Origin of the sequence: Leifsonia sp. NPDC058248 (assembly GCF_042881905.1) — a bacterium.
Taxonomy (GTDB): Bacteria; Actinomycetota; Actinomycetes; order Actinomycetales; family Microbacteriaceae; genus Leifsonia.
This window is the reverse complement of record NZ_JBHVXB010000013.1, coordinates 47,007-72,960: the sequence shown is the minus strand read 5'-3', so window position 1 is coordinate 72,960 and position 25,954 is coordinate 47,007. Positions and strand designations below refer to the sequence as shown.

Genomic DNA, 25,954 nt, shown 5'->3' with positions numbered 1-25,954 from the left:
AGAACGACAGCATGAGCATTGAAAACGAAACGGCGCCCGAAGTCGGCACCACCGCGGGTCGCGTGCGCGGCCTCCAGCGGGTCGGATCGGCCGCCTTCCTCGGCATCCCGTTCGCCGAACCGCCCGTCGGCGACCTGCGCTTCGCGGCGCCGGTGCCGCACCGTGCGTGGAGCGGCGTGCGCGACGCCGTCGAGTACGGGGCGACGCCGCAGCGGGCCGCCCTCGCGGAGGTCACGCTCATCCCCGAGCCGTCAATCGCCGGTGAGTCGACGCTGAACGTCAACGTCTTCACTCCCGCGCCCGGCGACGAGGACGCCCGGCTTCCCGTTCTCGTCTACATCCACGGCGGCGGATTCGTCGCCGGCTCCCCCGCCAGCCCCTGGTACGACGGCGCCGCGTTCAACCGCGACGGCGTCGTGACGGTCTCCGTCTCGTACCGCCTCGGTTTCGACGGGTTCGGCTGGGTCGAGGACGCCCCGAACAATCGCGCCATCCTCGACTGGATGCTCGCGCTCACCTGGGTGCAGGACAACATCGGTCGTTTCGGCGGCGATCCGGGTCGCGTGACGATCGCAGGCCAGTCCGCCGGCGGCGGAGCAGTGCTGACCCTGCTCGCCGTGCCGGCGGCAGCGCACCTGTTCCACCAGGTGCTCTGCATCTCCGGCGCGACCAGCGACCTCCCCCTCGACCAGGCGGAGGAGTTCGGCCGGCGGCTGGCGGCCCTCGGCGGGGTCGAGCCGACGCGAGCGGGGCTCAGCCCGCTCGACGAGAGCACCATCCTCGGACTGCAGGCCGCGGTCGCCTCGCCGCTGCCCGAGCCCGGCGGCGACGCCGACCCGCTGGCACCGCTCGTCGCCCTCGCGTCGGGCGGCCTCACGTGGGGGCCGGTCGTCGACGGCGAATTGCTCCCGGAACCGGTCGCGGACGCCTTCGCGCGCGGTGTCGGCTCCGGCAAGCAACTGGTTCTCGGGGCCACCGACAATGAGTTCAACATGGTGATCGCGGCCCAGGAGGAGGCGCTCGCGGCCGTGCCGGCCGCGGGCATCCTGACACGATTCGGGCTGCCGGACGAGACGGCGACCGCCTACGCCGACGCCCACCCGGGACGCACCACCGCCGACGTCCTCGGCCAGTATGTGACCGACCGGATGTTCCGGGTCACCGCGCTCACGATCGCCACCGAGCGAGCGCGCAACGCCGCACCCACGTGGCTCTACCGGTTCGCCTGGCCGTCGCCGACCATCGGCGGCGCCTGCCACTGCCTCGACATGCCGTTCCTGTTCGACTGCCTCGGCAGCGAGCGGGTCGGGAACATCGCGGGCCCGAACCCGCCGCAGTCGCTCGCGGACGAGGTGCACGGCGCCGCTGTGGCGTTCATCACGACGGGCGACCCGGGCTGGACGCCGTTCGACGAGGCCGCGCAGTCGGCGCGCGTCTTCGACGTGCCGTCGCGAACGGAGGAGCACGGCTACGCCGACGTCGAAGTGCTGCTGCCCGCGGGTGCGGCCGCTTAGCCGGGCATCCGGTCACCGATTCCCCGCGCGACTGCGTCATCAGCGGTCGCGCGGGGTTACGTGCGTCAGCCGAACACCTTGCCCGGGTTGAGGATTCCCAGCGGATCGAACACCGACTTCAGCTTCACCTGCAGGTCGTAGGAGTCCGGGCCCAGTTCGTCGGCCAGCCAGCGCCGCTTGAGAACGCCGACCCCGTGTTCCCCGGTGAGCGTGCCGCCGAGCTCGATCGCGGTGCGGAACAGGTCGTTCGCCGCGTCCCAGACGACGGCGGGGACCTCCGTGCCCGAGTACACGAAGTTCGGGTGCAGGTTGCCGTCGCCGGCGTGGGCGACGGTCGGGATCGGGATGCCGTAGCGCTCCGAGATCCGCTCGATGGCCGCGAACATCTCGGGCATGCGGGAGCGCGGGACCGAGACGTCCTCGATCAGCACCTCGCCTGTCGCCTCGAGTGCCGGGTGGAAGGCACGCCGGATCGCGAGCAGTCGCTCCCCCTGCTCGGCGTCGGCCGAGACCCGCACGCTCCCGCCGGCGTCGAGGATGAGTTCTGCGGCGACTGCCGCGTCCGCCGCAGCGCTCAGGCCGTCGAACTGCGTGAGAAGGTAGCTTCCTCCGGCGGTGGCGCCGAACGCGTCGGCGATGGTGTCCTCGCCGAGGTAGGCCGAGATCCGCTCCAGCGACGGGCCGTCGAGCAGCTCCATCACGGCGGGGCGGAGGCGGGAGGCGGTGACCCGGGCGGCCGCGGCGGCCGCGCTCCGGACATCCGGGAACAGAGCGCCGATGGTCGACGGCGTGCCCGGGGGAACCGGCAGCACGCGGACCGTCGCGCCCACGATCACGCCGAGGGTTCCCTCGGAGCCCACGAAGAGAGCGGTCAGGTCGAACCCGGTGACGCCCTTCACGGTGCGATGGCCCGTGCGGATCAGACGGCCGTCGGCCAGCACGACGTCGAGCGCGAGCACGGCCTCGCGCGTCACGCCGTATTTGGCGCAGAGCAGCCCGCCGGCGTTGGTCGCGATGTTCCCGCCGACCGTCGAGATGGCTTTGCTCGCCGGGTCGGGGGCGAACCAGAGGCCGAACGGTTCGAGCGCCGTGTTGAGGTCGGCGTTGATGACGCCGGGCTCGACGACCGCGAGCTCGTCTTCAGCGGAGATCTCGAGGATGCGGTCCATGCCGGCGACGCTGAGGACGATGGCGCCGTCGGTGCCATTCGCTCCGCCGGCGAGTCCCGTGCCGGCGCCGCGCGGCACCACCGGGACGCGGAACTCGCTCGCCGCGCGCAGCGTCGCCTGCACATGCTCGACCCGGGTCGCTTTGACGACCGCGAGCGGGCTCCCCTCCGCGACCCACCCGGACTTGTCCGTGCGCGCCGCCTGGAGGTCCGCCTCGTCGGTGCTGAGCACCCCCGCGGAGATCGCCTCTTCGCCGAGCGCCGCTGTGAGCCAGTCGAGAACATCCATGCGAATCACCTTAGGGACGCCAGGTGCCTCCGGCCCAATCGGCGTCGATCGGAGTCGGCCGGAGCCGATCGGACTCGATCGCGGTCGACACGGGTCATGTCCGAATTCCGCTACCGAATGTCGGCGGAGGATGTCAGGCTGGGTGGATGACGACCGCTCGAGGCACCACGGAACGCAGCGCGCCCGGCACGCCTGGCACGCCCGACAAGCCCGACAAGCTCGACGACCCGGTGTTCGCCGAGCGCTATCGCGCGATGAGCGCACGGGATGCCCGGTTCGACGGTCAGTTCATCACCGGCGTGCACTCCACCGGCATCTACTGCCGGCCGAGCTGCCCGGCGGTCGCGCCCAAGCCATCGAACGTCACGTTCTACCTCACCGCCGCCGCCGCCCATGAGGCCGGCCTGCGCGCCTGCAAGCGCTGCCTCCCGGATGCCGTGCCCGGCTCCCCCGAATGGAACATGCGCGACGACCTCGCCGCGCGGGCCATGCGGCTCATCGCCGACGGCACCGTCGAGCGCGAAGGGGTTCCCGGCCTCGCGCATCGTCTCGGCTACACCCCGCGGCACCTCGGGCGGGTGCTCGTAGCCGAGTTGGGTGCCGGTCCCCTCGCCCTCGCCAGGGCTCACCGTGCTCAGACGGCACGGCTGCTGCTGGCGGGCACCGACCTCCCGATCACCGATGTCGCGTTCGCAGCCGGGTTCACCAGCGTGCGACAGTTCAACGAGACGATGGCCGACATCTACCGCACCACTCCCGGTGACATCCGCGCTGCCGCCACAGGCCGCCCGGTCATGCGGCGTCAGGCGGGCGAGCCCGCCGACGCCTCCCTGTCGCTTCGACTTCCCGCACGCGCGCCGTTCGATGGAGCGGCCCTGTTCTCGTTCCTCACGGCACGATCGATCGCGGGCGTCGAGACCGGCGGAGACGGCACGTACGCCCGCGCGATCGCCCTGCCGCACGGCGCGGCCACCGTGCGACTGACCCTGGGCGGCACGGAGGCGGCGCCGCACGTGCTCTGCGACGCGACTCTCTCCGACGTCGCCGACCTCGCACCGCTGGTCGCCCGGGTGCGACGGCTCCTCGATCTCGACGCCGACGCGCAGGCGATCGACGAGGCACTGTCCGACGATCCCGCGCTCGCGGCGAGCGTGGCCGCCGCGCCCGGGCGGCGGGTCCCCGGGGCCGTCGACGCCGAGGAGATCCTGTTCCGGGCCCTGATCGGCCAGCAGGTGTCGGTGGCCGGAGCCCGCACCGCCCTCGCCCGCCTGACCGCCGCGCTGGGTGAGCCGATCGACCTCGGCGGCTTCACCCGGCTCTTCCCCACTGCGGAGACGATCGCGCAGCACGGCCACGAGGTGCTGCGCGGGCCGGTCAAGCGAATCGAGGCCATCGTGCGCACGGCGGAGGCGCTGGCATCCGGCGAACTGGTGATCGACGTCGGCGAGTCGCGCGAAGAGCTGGAGGCCCGACTGGTGGCGCTCCCGGGGATCGGCCCGTGGACCGCCGGGTATGTCGCGATGCGTGTGCTCGGGAGCCCGGACATCCTGCTCACCAGCGACCTCGTCATCCGCCAGGGCGCAGCACGACTCGGCCTCCCGGCCGAGGCGCGCGCACTGGCGGCCTACGGAGCGCGCTGGGCGCCGTGGCGCAGCTACGCCGGAATGCACCTCTGGCGGGCGGCTTCGGCGTAGGATTCGAGACGACAGCGCGAACACGGTGAGGAGGAGCCCGACGTGCCCTCGATCACCGTGGTGATCCCCGCCCTCGACGATGCCGAGATGCTGGCGCGCTGCCTCAGCGACCTCGCCGCTCAGCTGCGCCCGGCCGACGAGATCGTGGTCGTCGACAATGGAAGCACCGATGAGACCGCCGCCGTCGCGCGCGCGGCAGGCGCCCGCGTCATCGACGAGCCGACCCGCGGAATCTGGCCGGCGGCCTCCGCGGGCTACGACGCCGCCACCGGTGAGATCATCGCCCGGCTCGACGCCGACTCCCGACCGCCCGTCGACTGGCTGCTGCACATCGAGGCGGAGTTCGTCGACTCCCCCGAGATCGGCGTGCTCACCGGTCCCGGGATCTTCTACGACGGAAACACCATCGTCGCCGGCCTCGGCCAGACCCTCTACGTCAGCGGCTATTTCTGGTCGATGGAGATCTGGCTCGGGCATCCGCCGGTCTTCGGCTCCAACTTCGCCATGCGGCGTGAGGTGTGGCAGCGCGTGCGGGTGAAGGTGCACCGCACGATGCGCGCGATCCACGACGACCTCGACCTCGCGATCCACCTCGACCCCGACCAGCTCGTGCGCTATGACGAGCGGCTCACCGTCGGCATCTCCGCCCGGCCGTTCTCGACCTGGCGCGGCTTCGGGCGTCGTCTCGGCTGGGCGTACACGACGCTCCGGATGCACCTGCCGGAGGAGTCCCCCTGGCGCCGCCGCGCCGCTCGCCGCCGCTGGGACGAGGAGCACGCCGGCGAGCTGCCGGGCGCCGTGGCCTGAGGCCGCCTGCCGGGCCGCCTGCCGGCCCGGGCCCGCAGGGTCGCGTCAGGTGACGCGGCAGTACGTGGTGAGGTACCCGATGCCGCCGATCGAGACCGTCACGGTCGAGTGGTCGCGCAGGAACACCGGGGGCGTGCGCGAATAGCCCGCGCCTCCCGGGCTGCCCGTCGAGATGAGCGTGCCCGGGGGCACTGTGGCCGACGTGGACAGGAACGAGATGATCTCCGCCACGGAGCGCACCATGTCGGCGGTCGAGGAGTCTTGCAGGATGGTGCCGTCGACGTTCGTGGTCAGCCACAGGTCCTGCGGGTCGCTGATCTCGTCGGCCGTGACCACGACCGGACCGTTGGGCGTGAAGCCGTCGAACGACTTGCACCGCGACCACTGCGCTTCGGAGAACTGCAGGTCACGGGCGGTGATGTCATTGACGACCGTGTAGCCCCAGACGTAGTCGAGAGCATCCCGCACCGAGACGTTGCGCGCCGGCTTGCCGATGATGACGCCGAGCTCGGCCTCGTAGTCGACCTGCGAGGTGAGATCCTCCGGCCAGCTCGTCGTGCCCTCGTGACCGGCGAGCGAGTTGGGCCAGAGCGAGAACACGGTCGCCGCCTTCTCGGTGCGCAGCTTCAGCTCCGACGCGTGCGCGGAGTAGTTGGCGCCGATCGCGATGACGTGCGGGGGCCGGAGGACGGCGGAGGCGTGCCGCAGCTCGCGCACCGGGGTCAGCGAGGTGTGCTGCGCCACCGCGTTGTCGACGACGGCCCGGACATGGCGGAGCGAATCGTCGCCCTGCTCGATGAGGTCTTGGAGGTCGCGCGGCGCCGGGTCCATCACCTCGTCGAGGAAGAGTGCGCCGTCTCCGATGACGGCGGCCAGTCGCGGCTGTGGGTCTGAGGTGGAGCTGAGGTGCGAGAATCTCACCGGTCAAGGCTATCGTCCGCGCTCACCCCGCCGGAAAACGCCGAGCTGCCGCAGAACGTCGCCCGCGTCGGCTAGCGTTGGATCGTGTCCATCGGTGAGAGGCGGCCGGGAGTCGCCGGAGGCGACGACGAAGCTGCACGACTCGACGCCGGGCTGCCCGACGTCGACTGGTCGATCGCGCCCCTCGGCGCCGTGTTCTCGAGGTTCCAGGCTCCGAGCGGCGAGCTGGCCGTGGTGTCGCTCGGCGACCCGTCCGACCCGCGCGTGGTGCTCATCCCGGGAGTGACCGGCTCGAAAGAAGACTTCTATCTGCTCGCGCCGATCCTCGCAGCCGGCGGCTACTTCGTGCAGAGCTTCGACCTGGCCGGCCAGTACGAGTCCGCGGAGGCCGGCCCGGTGCCCGGCGGTCGCTACACATACGAGCTGCTGGTCGGCGATGTCGTGGCGTTCCTGCGCGCCGGAGATCCGGCCCACGTCCTCGGCTACTCGTTCGCGGGCATCCTGGCGCAGCTGGCGCTGGTCGAGCATCCGGATCTGTTCCGCAGTCTCACGCTGCTCACGACCCCGCCGGAGCCCGGGCAGGCGTTCCGCGGCGTGCGGGTGATCGGCTGGCTGAGCTGGTTCCTGGGCGGGCGACAGGGTGCCGGACTCATGATCTGGGGCATCGTCACGAACAAGAACAAGGTGCCGTCGAGCCGGCTGGCGTTCGTGCGGTCGCGGTTCTCCCTCACCCGGCGTTCCAGTGTCGACGACATCGTCGGGCTGATGAAGCGGGTTCCGGATGTGCGGGAGCGCGTCGCCCACAGCAGAATCCCCGTCCTCGTGGCCACCGGCAACCACGACCTCTGGCCGACGCACCTGCACGCCGCGAACGCGCAGGTCCTCGGGGCGACGCTCGCGGTGTACACGACCGGCCACAGTCCCTGCGAGACGGCGCCGCACCAGCTCGGGCGCGACATGATCGCGCTGTTCCGCCGCGCCGAGCGCGTCGACTAGCGCGCACACCGACCGAACCCGCCAGCGAGTCCAGAGTTGCTGGGCCGAAATCGCGAGATTCGACCCAGGAACTCCGGACTCGATTATGGCGGCTGGCGGCGGGGGGCGCGCTCAGGCGGCGATGCGCTCAGGCGGCGATGCGCTCAGGCGGTGACGTCGTTCACGTCGACGATCGGAATGGCCGAGGTGATCGTCTCGAGGCCGCTCAGGCGTGCCGGCGAGAGCAGCTTGGTGACGTCTTCGCGACTCATCAGCTCGGCCTCGACGACGAGGTCGGCGACGTTCCCGCCCGTGAGGAGGGCCGTCTTGGCGAGCGCCGCGGCCGCCGCGTAACCGATGTGCGGCATCAAGGCCGTGATCACGCCGACCGACGAGCCCACCATGGCGCCGAGACGCTCCTCGTTGGCGGTGATGCCGTCGACGCAGTTGACGCGCAGCGTGTGGAAGGCCTGCGTCATCCAGGTGACGCTCTGCAGCAGCGAGTGGGCGATCACCGGCTCGAACGCGTTGAGCTGCAGCTGGCCGCCCTCGGCCGCCATCGTGACCGTGACATCCGCGCCGGCCACCGAGAAGGCGACCTGGTTGACGACCTCCGGGATGACCGGGTTGACCTTGCCCGGCATGATGCTCGAGCCCGCCTGACGCGGCGGCAGGTTGATCTCGCCGAAGCCGGCCTGCGGACCGCTCGAGAGGAGGCGGAGGTCGTTGCAGATCTTGGAGAGCTTGATGGCGCTGCGCTTCAGCGAGCCGGAGAACGACATGAACGCGCCGGCGTCGCTGGTCGACTCGATGAGGTCGGGCGCGGTCTCGAGGTTGAGGCCGGTGATCTCGTTCAGGTGTCGGACGGCCGCGGCCGCGTAGCCGGGGTCGGCCGTGATGCCGGTGCCGATCGCCGTGGCGCCGAGGTTGATCTCGGCGAGCAGCCACTTGGTCTCGGTGAGACGCGCGTGGTCTTCGGTGAGGGTGGTGGCGAAACCGTGGAACTCCTGGCCGAGAGTCATCGGGACGGCATCCTGCAGCTGAGTGCGGCCGACCTTCAACACGTGACGGAAGTCCTCCCCCTTGCGGGCGAAGGAGTCGCGCAGGAGGCCGAGCTGGTCGAGGAGGTGGCTGAGCGCGAAGGTGAGGGCGATCTTGATGGCCGTCGGGTAGGTGTCGTTCGTGCTCTGGCTGCGGTTGACGTCATCGATCGGGCTGATGATCTGGTATTCGCCCTTGGCGTGGCCGTCGAGCTCGAGCGCGATGTTCGCGATGACCTCGTTGGCGTTCATGTTCGTCGAGGTGCCGGCGCCGCCCTGCATCACGCCGACCACGAACTGGTCGTGGTAGCGGCCGTCGATGATCAGCTGGCAGGCCCGGTCGATGAGTGCGGCTTTGTGGGCATCCAGCACCCCGATCTCGAGGTTGGCGCGCGCGGCGGCCTGCTTCACGCTGGCGAGCGCGACCACCAGATCGGGATAGACGGAGATCGGTCGCTTGGCGATCTGGAAGTTCTCCAGCGCCCGCGAGGTGTGAACGCCCCAATAGGCGTCGGCGGGGATGTCTCGGGTTCCGAGCGAGTCGCTCTCAGTCCTGACCGGGCCGCCCGTGGCGGTCGGCGTGGGTACGTCGGAGACGTTCTGGCTGGCGTCCACGACCGGATGGGGACTCGTCAAGGATTCGTCCATGGTTGCTGTGCTTGCGGTGTTCACGGTGGCTCCGTTGCCTCTCGTTGTGCGTTGGCGGTGAAGGTGTCGGCCGTTCGTGGCCGCCGACACATCGAGCCTACCGCTCTCCCCCGGGCGTGTGCTGGACGATCGCGGGTCAGCCGAGCTTGCGGAGCAGGGTGCGGATGAACCGGTCTTTCGCCTCGGTGTACGGCGGGTAGATGAGCTTCATCGTCTCCGGTTTGAGGGGCTTGGAGAGCACCGCCTTCTCGTGGCTGAACGTGCGGAGCGAATGCTCCCCGTGGTACGCGCCCGTGCCGCTGTCGCCGACCCCGCCGAACGGCAGGCCGCCGACCGCGAGGTGCACGGCGGGCACCCCGAAACCGATCGCTCCCGAGCTGGTGTCGGTGAGGAAGCGCCTGCGGACCCGGGGGCTCTCGCTGAACACGTAGAGGGCCAGCGGCTTGTCACCCTCGTTGATGATCCGGATAGCCTCGTCGAGCCCGCTCACCGTGACGATGGGCAGGATCGGCCCGAAGATCTCCTCGCCCATCACGGCCGCGTCGCGGGGGACGTCCGTCAGGACGGTCGGCGCCAGGTACCGGGACGACGGGTCGGCCGCGCCGCCCACGACCATCGTGCCCGCATCCAGCAGCCCGGAGAGGCGCTCGAAGTGCCGCTGGTCGATGATGCGCCCGTAGTCGGGGCTCGTGGCCGGGTCGTCTCCGTAGAGCTCCCGCACGGCCGCCGGGAACGCCTCCGCCAGCCGCCTGGCCACAGCGGGCGTGGCCAGCAGGTAGTCGGGGGCGACGCACGTCTGGCCCGCGTTCATGAACTTGCCCCAGGCGATGCGCAGTGCGGCGGCCCTCACGTCGACGGAGTCGTCGACGTACACCGGCGACTTGCCGCCGAGCTCGAGGGTGACCGGGGTGAGGTGCTCGACGGCGGCCGCGGCGACGATGCGCCCGACCCGGCCGTTGCCGGTGTAGAAGATGTGATCCCAGCGCTGCTCGAGCAGTTCGGTCGTCTCCTCGACGCCGCCCTCGATCACCGCGACGGCGCGCGGGTCGAGGTAGTCCGGCACCAGACGCGCCATCGCCGCCGACGTCGCCGGGGCCAGCTCGCTCGGCTTCAGCACGACGGCGTTGCCGGCCGCCAGAGCGCCCACCACGGGGGCGAGCAGCAGTTGCACGGGATAGTTCCAGGGCGCGATGACGAGCACGACGCCCAGCGGCTCACGGACGACGGATGCCCGTGCGGGCACGAGAGCCCCGGGAACGGCCACCCGGCGGGGCCGCAGCCAGCGGCGCAGATGCTTGAGCATGTGATCGATCTCGCCCACCACGAACCCGATCTCTGCGGCCTGCGACTCAGTGGGGTTCTTGGCCAGATCGGCCAGCAGGGCGTCTTCGAACTCGGCGGAGCGTTCGGTGAGCATCCGGCGCAGCGCTCTCAGCTGCGAGACGCGCCAGGCCAGGGGCTTGGTGATGCCCGAATCGTAGGAGTGGCGGAGAGCTTCGACGGTCTGGGCCGGGTTCATGCGACCATCCTACGGATGCGAGGCCGGGCGATACTCCAGGTCGAAGATCGAATGTCCGAGCCGTTCGCCGCGCTGTTCGAACTTGGTGACCGGGCGATCGTCGGGACGCCGCACGAAGCGGGCGCCGCCTGCGGCGTTCACGAGGGAGGGCGAGGCGTCGAGCACGTCGATCATGTGCTTGGCGTACGGCTCCCAGTCGGTCGCCAGGCGCAGGACGCCCTCGGGGGCGAGGGTGCGGGCGAGGATCTCGGCGACGTCGGGCTGCACGAGGCGCCGCCGGTGATGACGGGCCTTCGGCCAGGGGTCGGGGAAGTAGATCATGATCTCGTCGATGCTCGCGGGGGCGAGCCCGTGCTCGAAGATCTCGACGGCGTCATGGCGGATGATCCGGATGTTGCCGAGCCCGCGCATCCGGGTCTCGCCCAGCACGCGGCCGATGCCGGCGCCGTGCACTTCGATGCCGAGGAAGTCGCGGTCGGGGTGGCGCTCCGCCAGGGTGAGCAGGTTCTCCCCGTTGCCGAAGCCGATCTCGACGACGCGCGGGGCCGAGCGCCCGAAAGCGGCGTCGAGGTCGAGGCGCTCGCCCGCGAAGTCGACCCCGTAGGCCGGCCACAGTTCGTCGATCGCGCGATTCTGGGCTTCTGTCCTGCGTCCGCGGGTCACGAAACTGCGCTGGCGTGCAATGGGGGTCGTCGGGTCTTCCACTCGACCATTTTCCCAGGTCCCGGCGGGCCCGGCCGCCACTCGCTCTCCGCACGCACGAGAAAAGGGTCCCGAACGACCGTCTCGGGTGTGCGGAGACGGTGATTCGGGACCCTTTTCCGCCCTACTGGACGGCGAAGGGCAGGAAGGCGAAGCCGATGCCCGCACCGATCACGGCGATCAGGGCGACGATGACGGCGCCCGCGAGCATCACGGCGTTCAGGACGATGCCCCAGATCGCCATCGTGCGGCTCGCCGGCTCGCTGCGGAGGGCCAGGATGCCGACGACGAGGCCGGCGATCGGGGCGAAGAACGTCCAGCTGAACACGATGGATGCGAACCCGAGCACGAGGCTCGTGATGCTGAGCGCCTTACTCGGCTCGGCGGTGGGAGCCGATCCGTACGCATGCGGGTACGGTGCGGCCTGCGGTGCCTGGTGGCCTGCGGCGTCGGTCATGATGTGGATCCCCTTCGGTTGGTGGTGAATCCAGTCAACCGAACGCCGCGCATCCTCACCATGCGGTTATCCCCCGATTCGCGGTCAGGGGATCCCCCGACCGTCTCGCCGCCGACCCCCGCCGTCTTGCCGCCGGTCAGTGGGGCAGGATCGCCTCGATGGGTCCGCGCGCGAAGTAGACCAGGAAGCCGGCGGCCACGATCCACAGCAGCGGGCTGATCTCCCGCGCCTTGCCGGACAGCGAGCGGATGAGCACCCAGCTGATGAAGCCGACGCCGATGCCGTTGGCGATCGAGTAGGTCAGCGGCATCACGATGATCGTCAGGAACACCGGCAGCGTGCTCGAGAAGTCATCGAAGTCGATGTAACGGATCTGGGAGACCATCAGCGCGCCGACCACGACGAGCGCGGCAGCGGCGACCTCGAGCGGTACCACCCGGGTGAGCGGGGTGAAGAACATGGCGAGGAGGAACAGCACACCGGTGATGACGCTCGCGAACCCCGTCTTGGCCCCTTCGCCTATGCCGGAGGCGGACTCGACGAAGACGGTGTTCGACGACGCCGATGTCCCGCCGCCGACCACCGCGCCGACGCCCTCGACGATCAGCGCCGACTGCAGGCGGGGGAAGGTGCCGTCTTCTTTCGAGAGGCCGGCGCTGCGGGACAGGCCGGTCATCGAACCCATCGCGTCGAAGAAGTTCGTGAAGACCAGCGTGAAGATGAGCATGACGGCCGCGAGAGCGCCGATGCGGCCGAAGGAGCCGACGAGGTCGAACTGGCCGACGAGACTGAGGTCGGGCAGTTCGACGAGCGAGGTCGGCAGCCCGGGGACGGTCAGGTTCCAGCCGGCGGGGTTCTTGCCGAGCGAGGGGCCGAGGTGGAGGAACGCCTCCGCGATGATCGCCACGATGGTCGCCGCCACGATCCCGATCAGCAGCGCCCCCTTGACCTTGCGCGCCATCAGCACGCCCATGATCACCAGTGCGAGCAGGAAGATCAGCGTCGGCACCGTCGCGATCGACCCGGCGTCGCCGAGCTGCACGGGCGGCGACGCCTGGTTCGTGGTGCGCACGAAACCGCTGTCCACGAACCCGATGAACGCGATGAAGAGGCCGATGCCGACCGTGATGGCCGTCTTGAGCTGGGCCGGGACGGCGTTGAAGATGAGACGGCGCAGACCGGTGGCGGCGAGCAGCACGATGATCAGGCCGTTGATCACCACCAGGCCCATGGCCTCCGGCCAGGTGAGCACCTTCACCACGCTCACCGCGAGGAACGAGTTGATGCCGAGCCCGGCGGCGAACGCGAACGGAAGCCGCGCCACCAGCCCGAAGAGCACCGTCATGAATCCGGCGCTCAACGCGGTGACCGCAGCCACCTGCGAGACCTGCAGCGAGTTCCCGACCACATCCTTCGTGCCGCCGAGGATGAGCGGGTTCAGGATGACGATGTAGGCCATCGTGACGAAGGTCAGGACGCCGCCCCGCACCTCCGTGCCCCAGGTGGTGCCGCGCGCCGTGATCTCGAAGAACCGGTCGAGGGGTCCTCGGAAGGTGGGCGACGGCGACGTTGATTTGGTCGGTGCGGAAATGATGCTCTCCCGTATGATCTCGTCAGGCTCGTGGCGCGATCGCGCCCGGACAAGCCTAAAGCCCAATGCGACGCGGAGGATGTCTATGGCACTGCCCTGGAAACTGCACGGTGACGGAAAAGACGTGGGGGCGGCCGAGATCGTGCTCCCCGGCGAGCGTCTCACCTGGCCGCGGACGATCGGCCTCGGCCTCCAGCACGTGGTCGCCATGTTCGGCGCGACCTTCCTCGTGCCGTTGCTCACCGGGTTCCCGCCGAGCACGACGCTGCTGTTCTCCGGTATCGGGACGATCCTGTTCCTGCTGATCACCGGCAACCGGCTGCCCAGCTACCTGGGCTCGTCGTTCGCGTTCATCGTGCCGATCGTCGCCGCCACCAAGGCCGACGGGATGCCGAGCGCCCTGTTCGGTATCGTCTCGACGGGCATCCTGCTCGCCGTCGTCGGGCTGATCGTGGTGGGTACGGGCACCGGATGGATCGACCGGCTCATGCCCCCGATCGTCGCCGGAGCGATCGTCGCCCTCATCGGGTTCAACCTGGCGCCTGCCGCCAAGAACAACTTCATGCAGGCGCCGGTCACCGCCCTCGTGACGCTCGCCGCGGTCATCCTGTGCACGGTGCTGTTCAAGGGTCTGCTGGGGCGGCTCTCGATCTTCCTCGGCGTCGCGGTCGGCTACGTGTTCGCCGTGATCGTGGGCCAGGTCAACTTCGACGCGGTCGCGAAGGCGGCCTGGCTGGGCTTTCCCCAGTTCACCTTCCCGGCGAATCCGCTGACGGACCCGGGCGCGACCTGGGGTGTGCTCCCGGCGTTCATCCCGGTGGTGCTCGTGCTGATCGCCGAGAACGTCGGGCACATCCGCGGCGTCGCACAGCTGACCGATCCGTCGGTGAACAGGCTCACCGGCCGGGCGCTCTTCGCCGACGGTGTGGCGACGACGATCGCCGGCTTCTTCGGCGGCTCGGGGACGACGACCTACGGCGAGAACATCGGCGTGATGGCGGCGACGCGGGTGTACTCCACGGCGGCGTACTGGGTGGCAGGCACCTTCGCGGTGCTGCTCGGCCTCTCGCCCAAGGTCGGCGCGGTGATCAACACGATCCCGGCCGGCGTGCTCGGCGGCGTGACGACGGCGCTCTACGGACTCATCGGCGTCATCGGCGTGAAGATCTGGCTCGATAACAAGGTCGACTTCACGAATCCGGTCAACCAGTTCACGGCGGCGACGGCGCTCATCATCGGAATCGGCGACTTCACGCTCAACGTCGGGCAGCTCACGTTCAACGGCATCGCGCTCGGCGCCATCGCGGCGATCGTCGTCTACCACGTGATGAACTCGATCGCGACGCTCCGCGGTACGAACGGACCCCCGCGCGCGACCCCGCCCGCGACCCCGCCCGCGACCGCCGACGCAATCGAGTCCGGACGTGATGGGTCGAATCCGGTCGATTCGACCCATTAGGTCAGGACTCGATTGCGGGGCGGATGCGCGTGAGGGCGGACGCGCAGGAGGGCGGATGCGCAGGAGGGCGGACGCGCGCGGCGCGGCTACTGGTGGAAGAACGGGATGATCAGGTACAGCCCGTAGAGCACCGCGGCACCGCACAGCACGAAGCAGGCGTAGGCGCCGGCGACGGCGACCCGCTTCTGGGCGCGCGTCAGCGGATTCTTCCTGCGCGCCTTGTCGGCCTTCTTGAGGGCGCGCGACGCCTCCTCCGGGGAGATGACCGTGATCGCGTCCGTGAACTCCACCGGCTCCACGAACAGTGCGCGGCCGGAGACCGCGAGCAGTCGCGTGCCGAGGGCGTAGAGCCCGACGACGACGCAGGCTCCGATGAGGGAGGCGGCGAAGACCACGAGGAAGGCGCCCCAGTCGATCATGCGGACTCCTTCTCTTTGCCGCGCGGCTTCTTCAGGGGCTTGACCTTCTTGATCTTGACAGCGCGTCCGGAGGCCGCGACCTCGCTCGCACCCTGCACCGGTGCGGGCGCGACGGCGTTCTCGCTGTCGACCTTGTTCCGGCTGGAGAGGCGGAAGATGAGCACGATCACGCTGAGGGCCGCCAGCGCGTCGATCGCCACGCCGATCGGGCCGAGGTCGACGAGCCAGGCGGAGACGCCGCCCACGATCCCCGCGGACGGGAGCGTGAGCAGCCAGCCGAGCGCGATCCGCCCGGCCGTCCCCCAGCGCACCGAGGAGCCGCGGCGTCCGAGGCCGGAGCCGATGACGGAGCCGGAGGCCACCTGAGTGGTCGACAGGGCGAAGCCGAGATGGCTGGACGCGAGGATCGTCGCCGCGGTGGCGGTCTCCGCGGCGAAGCCCTGCGCGGGCTTGATCTCGGTCAGACCGCGGCCGAGGGTGCGGATGATGCGCCAGCCGCCCGAGTAGGTGCCGATCGCGATCGCGAGCGCGCAGGCGACGACGACCCACGTCTCCGGACCGGTCCCGGCGGGTTGCAGGCCTGCGGCGATCAGGGTGAGTGTGATGATGCCCATCGTCTTCTGGGCGTCGTTGGTGCCGTGGGCGAGCGCCACGAGGGAGGAGGAGAAGATCTGGCCGTAACGGAATCCGCCGCGGCCATCCGGTCGACCGTCGAAGCGCCGGGTGATCCAGTAGGCGAGCTTCGTGGCCGAGTAGGCCACCACTCCAGCCGTGACCGGCGCGATGACGGCGGGCAGCACGACCTTGTCGAGCAGCACGACGAAGTCGACGGACCCGAGGCCGACCCCCACGATCGCAGCGCCGATCAGGCCGCCGAAGAGCGCATGGCTCGAACTGGAGGGCAGGCCGAAGAGCCAGGTGACCATGTTCCAAATGACCGCGCCGACCAGCCCGGCGAAGATGAGCTCCGGCGTGATCAGCACGCCGCCATTGCCCTCCTTGATGATGCCGCCCGAGATGGTCTTGGCGACCTCGGTGGAGAGGAAGGCGCCGACGAGGTTGAGCACGGCAGCCAGTGCGACGGCCACCTTCGGGCGCATCGCACCGGTCGCGATTGGGGTCGCCATCGCGTTCGCGGTGTCGTGGAATCCGTTCGTGAAATCGAAGAACAGCGCCAGCGCGATGACCAGTACGACGATGAGGGTGAGATCCACCGGTGACTTTCTAGTGTCGGGACACAGTTCATCCCGAACCAAGAATTCATCGGAATGTCATGCAAGTGACCTGGCGCTGTTTCGCAACCACGACGATGATCACATGCCCTCGGTTGCAGGTCAACTCGGGCCGGTCAGAGGCGATCGACGGCCGTCACGCGCACCACCGCGACGCCTGCTTCGGCGGATGCGGCGAGCAGGATCTCTGCGCTGATCCCCCAGTCGTGGTCGCCGGCCGGGTCCGCGAGGATCTGACGGACGCGCCACACGCCCTCTGTCGCCGCCGGCGTCTCGTCGACGACGATCATCGCGGCCGACCGGGCCGCCGCATCCGTGCCGATCGCGTCGTGCTCCTCGTAGTAGAGCTCGAGCGCGCCGTCCCACTCGAGTGCGGTGAACGACGGCGTCGCCTCTCCGGCGAGCGCCGCCGCCTCGTTCTCGAGCGCGCCGAGCTGCTCGACCTGGTCGAGCGCCGCCAGCTGCACCCGCCGGAACAGCTCGTTGCGCACCAGCACGAAGAACGCGCGGCGGTTGGTGGTGACGTTGCGCGGCGCCGGCGGTGCGATCTCGCCCGTCTCCACCGCATGGCGGGCGGCGTCGGGGTGGATGAGCTCCTCCCATTCGTCGAGGAGGCTCGAGTCGACCTGGCGCACCAGCTCTCCCAGCCATTCGACGAGGTCGCGGAGTTCATCCGTGCGCAGGTCGGCCGGAACCGTCTGTCCGAGGGCCCGGTAGGCGTCGGACAGGTAGCGCAGCACCACGCCCTCCGACCGGGCGAGCTTGTAGAACGCGATGAACTCCCCGAACGTCATCGCCCGCTCGTACAGGTCGCGCACGACCGACTTGGGGCTCAGCTCGAAGTCGGTCACCCAGGGCTGGCCGGCCGCATACGTGACGAACGCCTGCTCGAGCAGTTCGCCGTGGGGTTTCGGATGCGTCACCGACTCGAGCGCTTCCATCCGCTCGTCGTATTCCACGCCGTCGGCCTTCATGGCGGCGACCGCCTCGCCGCGCGCCTGGAACTGCTGGGCGGAGAGCACCGGCCGGGGGTCATCGAGCGTCGCTTCGACCACCGAGACGATGTCGAGCGCGTATTCGGGCGACTCCGGGTCGAACAGCTCGAACGCGGCGAGCGCGAACGGCGACAGCGGCTGGTTGAGGGCGAAGTTCGGCTGCAGGTCGACGGTGAGCCGGATGCTGCCCTCCACGTTCTCGATCACCCCGGCCGTGAGGAGGGTCCGGTACAGCCCGAGGGCGCGACGGGCGAGCGCCAGCTGCCGTTTCCACGGCTCGTGGTTGTCGAATACCAGGGACCGCACGTGCTCGTACACGTCTCCCCCGCGTGCCACCACGTTGATCAGCATCGCGCTGGTGATCTGCATCGAGGAGGTCAGGGTCTCGGGCTCGGCTTCGATCAGCTTGCGGAACGACGGCTCCCCCCACGACACGAACCCGTCCGGGGCCTTCTTGCGCACGATCTTGCGCCGCTTCTTCGGGTCGTCACCGGCTTTCTCGATCGCCTTGATGTTCTCGCTCTCGTGCTCCGGCGCCTGCGCGACCACGGTGCCGGCGGTGTCGTAGCCGGCCCGCCCCGCGCGACCGGCGATCTGGTGGAACTCGCGGGCGTTGAGCTGCCGCATCCGGGTGCCGTCGAATTTGGTGAGCGCCGTGAGCAGCACGGTGCGGATCGGGACGTTGATGCCGACGCCGAGCGTGTCGGTGCCGCAGATCACCCGCAGCATCCCGCGCTGGGCGAGCTGCTCGACGAGCCGGCGGTACTTCGGCAGCATCCCCGCGTGGTGCACGCCGATCCCCTGCCGCAGCAGCCGGGACAGCGTCTTGCCGAACGATGTGGTGAACCGGAAGCCGGCGATGAGCTCGGCGATCGCATCCCGCTGCTCGCGGCTGGCGATGCGCGCGCTCGACAGCGCCTGTGCGCGCTCGAGGGCCGCGAGCTGCGAGAAGTGCACGATGTAGATCGGCGCCTGGCCGGTGCCGAGGAGGTCTTCGACGGTCTCGTGCGCCGGCGTGACCTCGTAGTAGTAGTGCAGCGGCACCGGGCGCTCGACGCCGGTCACGACAGCGGTCTCGCGATCGGTGCGGCGGGTGAGGTCGGCGGCGAGCGCCGTCATGTCGCCGAGCGTCGCCGACATCAGGATGAACTGCGCCCGCGTCAGGGTCAGCAGCGGCACCTGCCACGCCCATCCGCGATCCGGGTCGGAGTAGAAGTGGAATTCGTCCATCACCACCTGGCCGACCGGGGTGTCCTTCCCGTGGCGCAGCGCGAGGTTGGCGAGGATCTCCGCGGTGCAGCAGATGATGGGGGCGTCGGCGTTGACGGCCGAGTCCCCTGTCATCATCCCGACGTTCTCGGCGCCGAAGATCTCGACCAGCGAGAAGAACTTCTCCGAGACGAGCGCTTTGATCGGCGCGGTGTAGAAGGAGCGTTCGCCGCGCGCCAGCGCCGTGAAGTGCGCGCCGACGGCGACGAGCGATTTTCCCGTTCCTGTGGGTGTGCTCAGGATGAGGTTGGCGCCCGCGACGATCTCGATGACGGACTCGTCCTGCGCCGGGTACAGGCTGATGCCTCCGGCCTCGACCCACGCGACGAACGTCTCGTAGAGGGCGTCTTCGTCGAGCGTCGCCGGCCCGTCGTAGCCGGGGATCCCCTCGACGCGGAGCTGGCGGGCGGGCGCGGACTGCTCGGTTGCTGGCATGGTCCCTCAAGCCTCCCACGGCGGAGCACACGGGGCACGCGGGCGGCACACGTCAAGGTCACAGCTTTCGGTCATAGCCTCACGTCATGGTGTCGTTCTGGCGGCCGGCTGCGACCGGCGTCGCGAGCATCCTCGCGGGTGTCGGGGCGGGTGAGCTGATCAGCGCGTTCTTCGTGCAGAACGGCAGTCCGGTTCTCGTGGTCGGCGCGCTGGTGATCGATCTGGTGCCGGCGTGGCTGAAGAACGCCGTGATCGCGGTGTTCGGCACCGGGGACAAGGCTGTGCTCGTCGTGAGCCTGGCGGTCGTGCTCCTCGTCGCGGGCGCCCTGGCCGGCTGGCTGGAGAGCCGCTGGCCGCCGGCCGGCCGTATCCTCATCGCCCTAGGCGGCGCGTTCGGTGTCCTTGCAGCGCTCACCCGCTCGGGGGCGGGCATCGAGGACGCGGCTCCGTCCGTCGTCACCGCCGTGGTCGCGATCCTGGTGCTCGGCAGGCTGTCCCGGATGCTCCGCGGCACGACACCCACGCGCGTCGCGCCCAACGGCTCGGTCACCCGCCGCCGGTTCCTCGTCAACACCGGAGCCGCGGCCGCCGGTGGTGCGATCGCCGTCGTCGTCGGCCAGGTCGTCTCCTCCGGCTACCGTGCCGCCGCTGCCGCCCGGGCCGCGTTCCACCTGCCGACGCCCGCCGTCGCCGCACCCCCGATCCCGCCCGGCGCCTCGTTCGACATCCCCGGCCTCTCGCCGATCGTCACCCCCAACGCCGACTTCTACCGCATCGACACCGCGTTGCAGATCCCCGGCATCGATCCGTCGACGTGGCGGCTGCGCATCCACGGCATGGTCGAGAACGAGTTCGAGCTGTCTTTCGCCGAACTGCTGAAGCTCCCGCTCGAGGAGAGCTCCACCACACTCACGTGCGTCTCGAACGAGGTGGGCGGCAACCTGATCAGCAACGCCACGTGGCTCGGGTACCCTATCCGGCACCTCCTGGCACGTGCGAAGCCGAAGGCCGACGCCGACATGGTGCTCTCGAAGAGCCAGGACGGCTGGACGGCGGGCACGCCGATCGAGGCGCTCACCGACGAGCGCAACGCGATCCTGGCGGTCGGGATGAACGGCCAGCCTCTGCCGCTGGAGCACGGCTACCCGGTGCGGATGGTCGTCCCCGGTCTCTACGGCTACGTCTCGGCCACCAAGTGGGTGGTCGACCTGAACGTCACCCGGTTCGATCTGGCGACCTCGTACTGGACCGACCGCGGCTGGTCGCAGCGCGGCCCGGTCAAGCTCGAGTCCCGGATCGACGTGCCGGCGAGCAACGTCCAGGTGAAGGCCGGGACCGTGGCGGTCGCCGGCGTCGCCTGGTCGCAGCACGTCGGCGTGAGCGCCGTGCACGTGCAGATCGACGACGGCCCCTGGCAGCAGGCCGACCTCGCCGACGCCATCTCCATCGACACCTGGCGGCAGTGGAAGTTCGCCTGGCAGGCGGAGAAGGGCAGCCACAGCATCCGGGTGCGCGCGACGGATGCCCGCGGCTCGGTCCAGACCTCCGAAGTGGCCGACGTCGTTCCGGACGGCGCAACCGGGCTGCACCGGATCAGCGTGACGGTCGCGTAGTCGTTAGCCTGGTCGCATGGCCCTTCCGCCTCTCGTCAGCCTCGGTCCCGAGCTCTCCCCCGAGCGCGCTGCGCGGTACGCCCGCACCACGCAGCTCCCGGGGTTCGGGATGCCTGCCCAGCGCCGCATCCGGAACGCCCGTGTGCTCGTGGTCGGGGCCGGGGGTCTCGGGAGCGCCGTTCTTCCTGGACTGGCGGCGGCCGGGTTCGGCACGATCGGCATCGTGGACGGCGACCGCGTCGAGTGGAGCAACCTGCCCCGGCAGACCGTGCACGGCCCCGGCGATGTCGGGCGAGCCAAGGTCGAGTCGGCGGCGGCGGCCGTTGCCGCGCTCGATCCCGAGACCGAGGTGCGCACGTTCGCCGCGATGCTCACGTCGCAGAACGCGGCGGCCGTCCTCGACGGATTCGACCTGGTCCTCGACGGGAGCGACAACTTTCCGACGCGCTACCTGGTGAACGATGCTGCGACGCTGGCGGGTATCCCGGTGGTCTGGGGCGCCGTGCACCAGTTCGGCGGCCAGGTCGGGCTCAGCTGGGCGGCCCGGGGCCCGCAGTACCGCGACCTGTTCCCGGAGCCGCCCGCACCGGGCAGTGTGCTGAGCTGTGCGGAGGCGGGCGCCCTGCCGTCGGTGTGCGCGGTCATCGGCGCGCTCATGGTCGGCGAGGCGACCAAGCTGGTGACCGGCACCGGCGATCCGCTCCTCGGCCGCGTGATCGTCCACGACTCGCTCCGCGGCACCTTCCGCGAGGTCGGGTACGAGCGTGACCCGCTCGCCGAGGCCATCACCGGGCTCATCGACTACGACGCCTTCTGCGGCATCGCGGCGACGATCTCCCCCACCGAGCTCCACGCACGCCTGCGGGCCGGAGAGTCGTTCACGATCGTGGATGTGCGCGAACCGTGGGAGGCGGACCTGAGCGAGATCCCCGGCTCGCTGCTGGTGCCGCTCGCCGTCGTGCAGCGCGACCCGGCCGGCGTGGCCGAACGACTCGGCGACGACCCCCTGGTGATCGTCTGTCATCACGGACCACGGGCGGAGGTCGCGCTCGAGGCGCTCAGCGCAGCGGGAGTGCACGGTGTGGTGCTCGCGGGCGGAATAGACGCCTGGGCGCGAGACATCGACGGGTCCCTGGCGCGATACTGAGGGCATGGCCTCCTCCGTTTCGGTCGATGAGCACGCGGCGCGAATCGCCCGGATGCTCGCCCCTCTGCTCCTGACGCGCATGACCGAGGAGCTCCCGCTCGAGCAGTCGCTCGGGCGCACGACCGCCGAAGACATCCGTTCTGCCGTCGACCTGCCGTTGTTCCGCAACTCCCAGATGGACGGGTTCGCAGTGCGTGCGGCCGACGTCGTCTCGGTCCCGATCGCGCTCGAGGTGAGCGGCGACGTGCCCGCGGGGCATGCGGTTCCCGTGGTGCTGACGCCGGGGACGGCCATCCGGATCATGACCGGCGCGCCGGTGCCCAGCGGCGCGGACGCGATCGTCCCTGCCGAGGACACCGAGGTCGTGCTCGGCCGCGACGACGATCTGTCGGGTGCGGTCGTCGAGATCCGGCGTGCGCCGGAGTCCGGCGCCTTCGTGCGCGAGCGCGGCAGCGACCTGCGCCGGGGCGAGGTCATCGTTCCGGAGGGGACGCGACTCGCACCGCGCCACCTGGCGGCCCTCGCCGCGGCAGGCGTCGTGTTCGTGAAGGTCCTGGCCCGGCTGCGCGTCGGTGTCATCACGACCGGCGCCGAGCTGGTGCAGGAGGGGCGCCCGGCCGAGTTCGGGCAGGTGTTCGACGCCAACGGGATCGCGCTCGCCGCCCTCGTCGAGGAGGCCGGAGCGACCGTCAGCTATCGCGGGTCGAGCAACGACGAGCTCGACTCCTTCGAGCGCGTGCTGGCCGAGGCGATCGCGGTCAGCGACGTGATCGTCACCTCCGGGGGCATCTCGAAGGGCGCTTACGAAGTGGTCCGTGAGGTTCTGCAGCCGCGCGGAGCGGAGGTCGGGTCGGTCGCGATGCAGCCGGGTGGGCCGCAGGCGACGGCGATCGTCGACGGCGTCCCCGTCCTGAGCTTCCCCGGCAACCCGGTGAGCACACAGGTGTCGTTCACGGTGTTCCTCCGGGCGCTGCTGCGCGACGCCGCCGGCCTGCCGCAGATCCCGACCGAGCCGGCCGTCCTGGCGGCGCCGGTGCGTTCCGTGCCGGGCAAGCGTCAGTTCCTCCGGGGCCGCCGGCTTTCCGACGGCCGCGTCGAGCAGGCGTCCGGTGCCGGCTCGCACCTGGTGGCGGGGATGGCGCGCTCCGACGTGCTCATCGACCTGCCCGCCGACGCAGTCGACCTCCCGGCGGGCGCCGACGTGACAGTGTGGACCCTATGAGCGGATTGAGCCACCTCGACAGCGACGGACGCGCCCGGATGGTCGACGTCGGCGACAAATCCGAGACGGCCCGCACAGCGGTCGCGCGGGGTCGGCTGGTGACGACGTCCGAGGTCGTGCGGCTGGTGAGCGCGGACGACCTGCCGAAAGCCGATGTGCTCGCGACGGCGCGGATCGCCGGCATCGGCGGCGCCAAGCGCACTTCGGAGCTCATCCCCCTCTGCCACCCGCTGCCTCTCACCTCGGTGAACGTCGACTTCGACCTCGACGCCGACTCCGGAACGATCGGCATCGAGGCGACGGCGAAGACGACCGGCCGGACGGGCGTCGAGATGGAGGCGCTGACCGCCGTCGCGGTCGCCGGCCTGACGCTGCACGACATGATCAAGGCGGTCGATCCGGCGGCGATGCTCACCGAGGTGCGGCTCGTGTTCAAGAGCGGCGGCAAGCGCGGCGAGTGGCGGCGTGAGGGCGAGGTCGTCGCGGGTCCAGATGCTCGCCGGCCGCTTCCGGATGCCCCGCTGCCTGCCGCTCCCGCATCTGCTGCTCCCGCATCTGCTGCTCCCGCATCTGCTGCTCCCGCCGCCGTCGTGCTCGTGTCCTCGACCCGCGCCGCGACCGGCGAGCGGGAGGACACGACGGGGCCGGTCATCGCCGGCTGGCTGGCGGAGCACGGCTATCCGGGCGCCGTCGTGCGCGTGGTCGCCGACGCCGGGATCGCTCCCGCGCTGCGTGCGGCGGTCGCCGGGCATCCTGTGGTCGTGCTGACCACGGGAGGCACCGGGGTCTCGCCGTCCGACCGCACCCCGGAGGCCACCGCTGCCGTGCTCGACCGCGAGTTGCCCGGGGTCGCAGAGGCATTGCGTGCACGCGGACTCGTGAGCACCCCGCTCGCCGCCCTCAGCCGTGGGCTCGCGGGAGTCGCCGGCGGGACGCTCGTGGTGAATCTGCCCGGCTCGCGCGGTGGCGTGGCGGACGGCCTGGAGGTCCTCGACGCCCTGCTGCCGCACCTCGTCGAACAGGTGCGCGGCCGTGCCGACCATGACGCCGTCAGGCACAACGTTTCGGGGCCCAGCGCATGACCGACGTGTTCTCCCGCATCAGCGTCGACCCACTCGACTCCTCGACCGTCGACGAGTTCGTCTGGAGTTCGGAGTCGGGCGCGGTGGTGGCGTTCCAGGGCATCGTGCGCAACCACGACGACGGGCGCGGCGTCGTCTCGCTCGACTATCGCGCGCATCCGGAGGCCGATCGGTTCCTGCGGGAGTGCTGCGACGAGGTCGCTGCACGCACCGGCCTCAGAGTCGCCGCAGAGCACCGGGTCGGCTCGCTGACCATCGGCGATCTGGCGCTGATCGCGGCCGTCGCCGCACCCCATCGGGCCGAGGCGTTCGCGGCGTGCGCCGAGCTGGTCGAGCTGATCAAGTCGCGGGTGCCGATCTGGAAGCGCCAGCACTTCGACGACGGCGTCTCCGAGTGGGTCGGTCTGTAACTCCGGAGGATTCGGCCGACACGCCGGTCGAACGCAGGTCCTTCGGGACAATCGGGGCGTTCGGGACCGGATTCTCCGGAGTTACGGGCACGGAAATCGGGCGCGCAACCGCAGATTCGGATCTAGCATGGCATTCATGCCGCAGATTCGGATCAAGCAGGCCGCGCTCTACCTGGGCGTGAGCGACGACACCGTGCGCCGCTGGATCGACTCCGGCGTGATCGAGAGCTACAAGGACGACGCCGGGCGCACCGTCGTCGACGGGTTCGAGCTGGCCCAGCTCGCCAAGCAGAACGCCGTGCTGCCGGCGGACCCGTCCGACGTCGGCCGTTCGGCCCGCAACCGGTTCGTCGGCATCGTGACCGACATCGTCTCCGACCGTGTGATGGCCCAGGTCGAGCTGCAGTGCGGTCCGCACCGGGTGGTCTCCCTGATGAGCAGCGAGGCCGTCCGCGAGCTCGGACTCGAGCTGGGGTCGGTGGCCATCGCGATCGTCAAAGCCACCACCGTGATCGTCGAGACCCCCAGCGAGAAGGAATGACCATGCGCCGAATCCTCACCGCGGTCGCCCTCACTGCCACCCTCGCCCTCACGGTCACCGGATGCTCGGCGGGCGCAGCCTCGTCCGGCGCCGGGTCCTCCACCCCGTCCACCAGCACCCCGTCGCTGCACGGCACCGCCACTGTCTTCGCGGCCGCCTCCCTCACCTCGACGTTCACGGAGCTCGGAAAGAAGTTCGAGGCCGCGCATCCGGGAACCACCGTCTCCTTCAGCTTCGCCGGCTCCTCCGATCTCGTGTCGCAGATCACCGAGGGCGCACCGGCCGACGTCTTCGCCTCCGCGGACGAGAAGAACATGACCAAGGTGACCGACGGCATGCTCGCCGCCGGAACCCCCGTCGACTTCGCCACGAACGTGCTCGCCATCGCGGTGCCGCCCGGCAACCCGGCACACATCACCGCGTTCGCCGACCTCGCGAAGCCGGGCGTGAAGACGGTGATCTGCGCCCCTCAGGTGCCGTGCGGCGCGGCGACCGCGAAAGTCGAGGCGTCCACGGGCGTCACCCTCACGCCGGTGAGCGAGGAGTCCGCGGTGACCGACGTGCTCGGCAAGGTCAGCTCGGGCGAGGCCGACGCGGGAATCGTCTACGTCACCGATGTGAAGGGCGCCGGCAGCAGTGTCGACTCCGTGCCCTTCCCGGAGGCCTCGTCGGCCGTCAACACCTACCCGATCGTCGCCCTGAAGGATGCGAAGGATGCGGCGCTGGCCTCCGCGTTCGTCGACTACGTGACCGGCCCCGGCGGGCAGAAGGTCCTGACGTCCGCGGGCTTCGGGGCGCCGTAGGC

The 25,954-nt window shown here is 70.3% G+C and carries 22 protein-coding genes; 12 read left to right on the top strand and 10 right to left on the bottom strand.

All coding sequences use genetic code 11. The annotated features are described in order from the left end of the window. The first annotated feature begins 11 nt into the window (after positions 1 to 11). Complete coding sequence (locus ACFVV5_RS18090) at positions 12 to 1,514, top strand: carboxylesterase/lipase family protein (protein WP_387246884.1); 1,503 nt, start codon at positions 12 to 14, stop codon at positions 1,512 to 1,514. 65 nt (positions 1,515 to 1,579) lie between these two features. Here the strand turns inward: ACFVV5_RS18090 and ACFVV5_RS18085 are convergent, their stop codons facing one another. Continuing rightward, a complete protein-coding gene (locus ACFVV5_RS18085; RefSeq protein ID WP_387246882.1) occupies positions 1,580 to 2,971 on the bottom strand; it encodes an FAD-binding oxidoreductase in 1,392 nt (463 codons plus the stop codon). 146 nt (positions 2,972 to 3,117) lie between these two features. Between ACFVV5_RS18085 and ACFVV5_RS18080 the strand changes: the two genes are divergently transcribed. Both ACFVV5_RS18080 and ACFVV5_RS18075 read left to right on the top strand, forming a co-directional pair. Continuing rightward, the gene (locus ACFVV5_RS18080) at positions 3,118 to 4,665 is read left to right on the top strand and encodes an AlkA N-terminal domain-containing protein (protein ID WP_387246879.1); all 1,548 of its coding nucleotides are present in this window, start codon (positions 3,118 to 3,120) and stop codon (positions 4,663 to 4,665) included. A gap of 42 nt (positions 4,666 to 4,707) precedes the next feature. Further along, positions 4,708 to 5,472: a glycosyltransferase family 2 protein gene (locus ACFVV5_RS18075; protein ID WP_387246876.1), complete on the top strand. Its 765-nt coding sequence runs from the start codon at positions 4,708 to 4,710 to the stop codon at positions 5,470 to 5,472. Positions 5,473 to 5,517: 45 nt separating this feature from the next. Here ACFVV5_RS18075 and ACFVV5_RS18070 read toward each other — a convergent pair whose 3' ends face one another. Further along, on the bottom strand, positions 5,518 to 6,393 hold the full coding sequence (locus tag ACFVV5_RS18070) for a fumarylacetoacetate hydrolase family protein (RefSeq protein ID WP_387246874.1): 876 nt from the start codon (positions 6,391 to 6,393) through the stop codon (positions 5,518 to 5,520). Positions 6,394 to 6,474: 81 nt separating this feature from the next. Between ACFVV5_RS18070 and ACFVV5_RS18065 the strand changes: the two genes are divergently transcribed. Next, positions 6,475 to 7,389, top strand: coding sequence for an alpha/beta fold hydrolase (locus ACFVV5_RS18065; protein WP_387246929.1), 915 nt, complete (start codon positions 6,475 to 6,477; stop codon positions 7,387 to 7,389). 143 nt (positions 7,390 to 7,532) lie between these two features. Here ACFVV5_RS18065 and ACFVV5_RS18060 read toward each other — a convergent pair whose 3' ends face one another. The 5 genes from ACFVV5_RS18060 to ACFVV5_RS18040 all read right to left on the bottom strand — a co-directional run bounded on the left by ACFVV5_RS18060 (position 7,533) and on the right by ACFVV5_RS18040 (position 13,328). Continuing rightward, positions 7,533 to 9,056, bottom strand: coding sequence for an aspartate ammonia-lyase (locus ACFVV5_RS18060; RefSeq protein ID WP_387246927.1), 1,524 nt, complete (start codon positions 9,054 to 9,056; stop codon positions 7,533 to 7,535). A 136-nt stretch (positions 9,057 to 9,192) separates the two neighbouring features. Next, the gene (locus tag ACFVV5_RS18055; protein WP_387246872.1) at positions 9,193 to 10,575 is read right to left on the bottom strand and encodes an aldehyde dehydrogenase family protein; all 1,383 of its coding nucleotides are present in this window, start codon (positions 10,573 to 10,575) and stop codon (positions 9,193 to 9,195) included. A 9-nt stretch (positions 10,576 to 10,584) separates the two neighbouring features. Then, positions 10,585 to 11,280 (bottom strand): tRNA (guanosine(46)-N7)-methyltransferase TrmB, encoded by a 696-nt coding sequence (gene trmB, locus ACFVV5_RS18050; RefSeq protein WP_387246869.1) that lies wholly within the window; start codon positions 11,278 to 11,280, stop codon positions 10,585 to 10,587. Positions 11,281 to 11,401: 121 nt separating this feature from the next. Next, positions 11,402 to 11,734 carry a DUF4190 domain-containing protein gene (locus ACFVV5_RS18045; protein WP_387246866.1) on the bottom strand — a complete coding sequence of 111 codons (333 nt, stop codon included), beginning with the start codon at positions 11,732 to 11,734 and terminating at the stop codon, positions 11,402 to 11,404. A gap of 136 nt (positions 11,735 to 11,870) precedes the next feature. Continuing rightward, complete coding sequence (locus ACFVV5_RS18040; RefSeq protein WP_387246925.1) at positions 11,871 to 13,328, bottom strand: NCS2 family permease; 1,458 nt, start codon at positions 13,326 to 13,328, stop codon at positions 11,871 to 11,873. An 82-nt stretch (positions 13,329 to 13,410) separates the two neighbouring features. Here ACFVV5_RS18040 and ACFVV5_RS18035 point away from each other — a divergent pair, with 82 nt between their 5' ends. Beyond that, on the top strand, positions 13,411 to 14,784 hold the full coding sequence (locus ACFVV5_RS18035) for a uracil-xanthine permease family protein (protein ID WP_387246864.1): 1,374 nt from the start codon (positions 13,411 to 13,413) through the stop codon (positions 14,782 to 14,784). A gap of 86 nt (positions 14,785 to 14,870) precedes the next feature. Here ACFVV5_RS18035 and ACFVV5_RS18030 read toward each other — a convergent pair whose 3' ends face one another. From ACFVV5_RS18030 to ACFVV5_RS18020, 3 genes are all read right to left on the bottom strand, one after another. Then, complete coding sequence (locus tag ACFVV5_RS18030) at positions 14,871 to 15,203, bottom strand: peptidase (protein ID WP_387246861.1); 333 nt, start codon at positions 15,201 to 15,203, stop codon at positions 14,871 to 14,873. Beyond that, positions 15,200 to 16,417 (bottom strand): anion permease, encoded by a 1,218-nt coding sequence (locus ACFVV5_RS18025; RefSeq protein WP_387246859.1) that lies wholly within the window; start codon positions 16,415 to 16,417, stop codon positions 15,200 to 15,202. The genes ACFVV5_RS18030 and ACFVV5_RS18025 overlap by 4 nt, the downstream gene beginning before the upstream one ends. A 134-nt stretch (positions 16,418 to 16,551) precedes the next feature. Then, positions 16,552 to 19,134, bottom strand: a complete 2,583-nt coding sequence (locus ACFVV5_RS18020) for a DEAD/DEAH box helicase (protein WP_387246857.1) — start codon at positions 19,132 to 19,134, stop codon at positions 16,552 to 16,554. Positions 19,135 to 19,220: 86 nt separating this feature from the next. Between ACFVV5_RS18020 and ACFVV5_RS18015 the strand changes: the two genes are divergently transcribed. The 7 genes from ACFVV5_RS18015 (at position 19,221) to modA (ending at position 25,952) form a co-directional block, all read left to right on the top strand. Further along, entirely contained in the window at positions 19,221 to 20,747 is a 1,527-nt protein-coding gene (locus tag ACFVV5_RS18015) for a molybdopterin-dependent oxidoreductase (protein WP_387246854.1), read from the top strand. A gap of 16 nt (positions 20,748 to 20,763) precedes the next feature. Beyond that, positions 20,764 to 21,894, top strand: coding sequence for a ThiF family adenylyltransferase (locus ACFVV5_RS18010; RefSeq protein WP_387246852.1), 1,131 nt, complete (start codon positions 20,764 to 20,766; stop codon positions 21,892 to 21,894). Between the two features lie 4 nt (positions 21,895 to 21,898). Further along, positions 21,899 to 23,116, top strand: a complete 1,218-nt coding sequence (gene glp, locus ACFVV5_RS18005; RefSeq protein ID WP_387246850.1) for a gephyrin-like molybdotransferase Glp — start codon at positions 21,899 to 21,901, stop codon at positions 23,114 to 23,116. Next, positions 23,113 to 24,198, top strand: coding sequence for a bifunctional molybdenum cofactor biosynthesis protein MoaC/MoaB (gene moaCB, locus ACFVV5_RS18000; RefSeq protein WP_387246847.1), 1,086 nt, complete (start codon positions 23,113 to 23,115; stop codon positions 24,196 to 24,198). The genes glp and moaCB overlap by 4 nt, the downstream gene beginning before the upstream one ends. Then, positions 24,195 to 24,608, top strand: coding sequence for a molybdenum cofactor biosynthesis protein MoaE (locus ACFVV5_RS17995; RefSeq protein WP_387246844.1), 414 nt, complete (start codon positions 24,195 to 24,197; stop codon positions 24,606 to 24,608). The genes moaCB and ACFVV5_RS17995 overlap by 4 nt, the downstream gene beginning before the upstream one ends. Before the next feature lie 136 nt (positions 24,609 to 24,744). Next, positions 24,745 to 25,149, top strand: a complete 405-nt coding sequence (locus ACFVV5_RS17990; protein ID WP_387246842.1) for a molybdopterin-binding protein — start codon at positions 24,745 to 24,747, stop codon at positions 25,147 to 25,149. Continuing rightward, positions 25,146 to 25,952: a molybdate ABC transporter substrate-binding protein gene (modA, locus tag ACFVV5_RS17985; RefSeq protein ID WP_387246839.1), complete on the top strand. Its 807-nt coding sequence runs from the start codon at positions 25,146 to 25,148 to the stop codon at positions 25,950 to 25,952. The genes ACFVV5_RS17990 and modA overlap by 4 nt, the downstream gene beginning before the upstream one ends. Positions 25,953 to 25,954 lie beyond the last annotated feature (2 nt).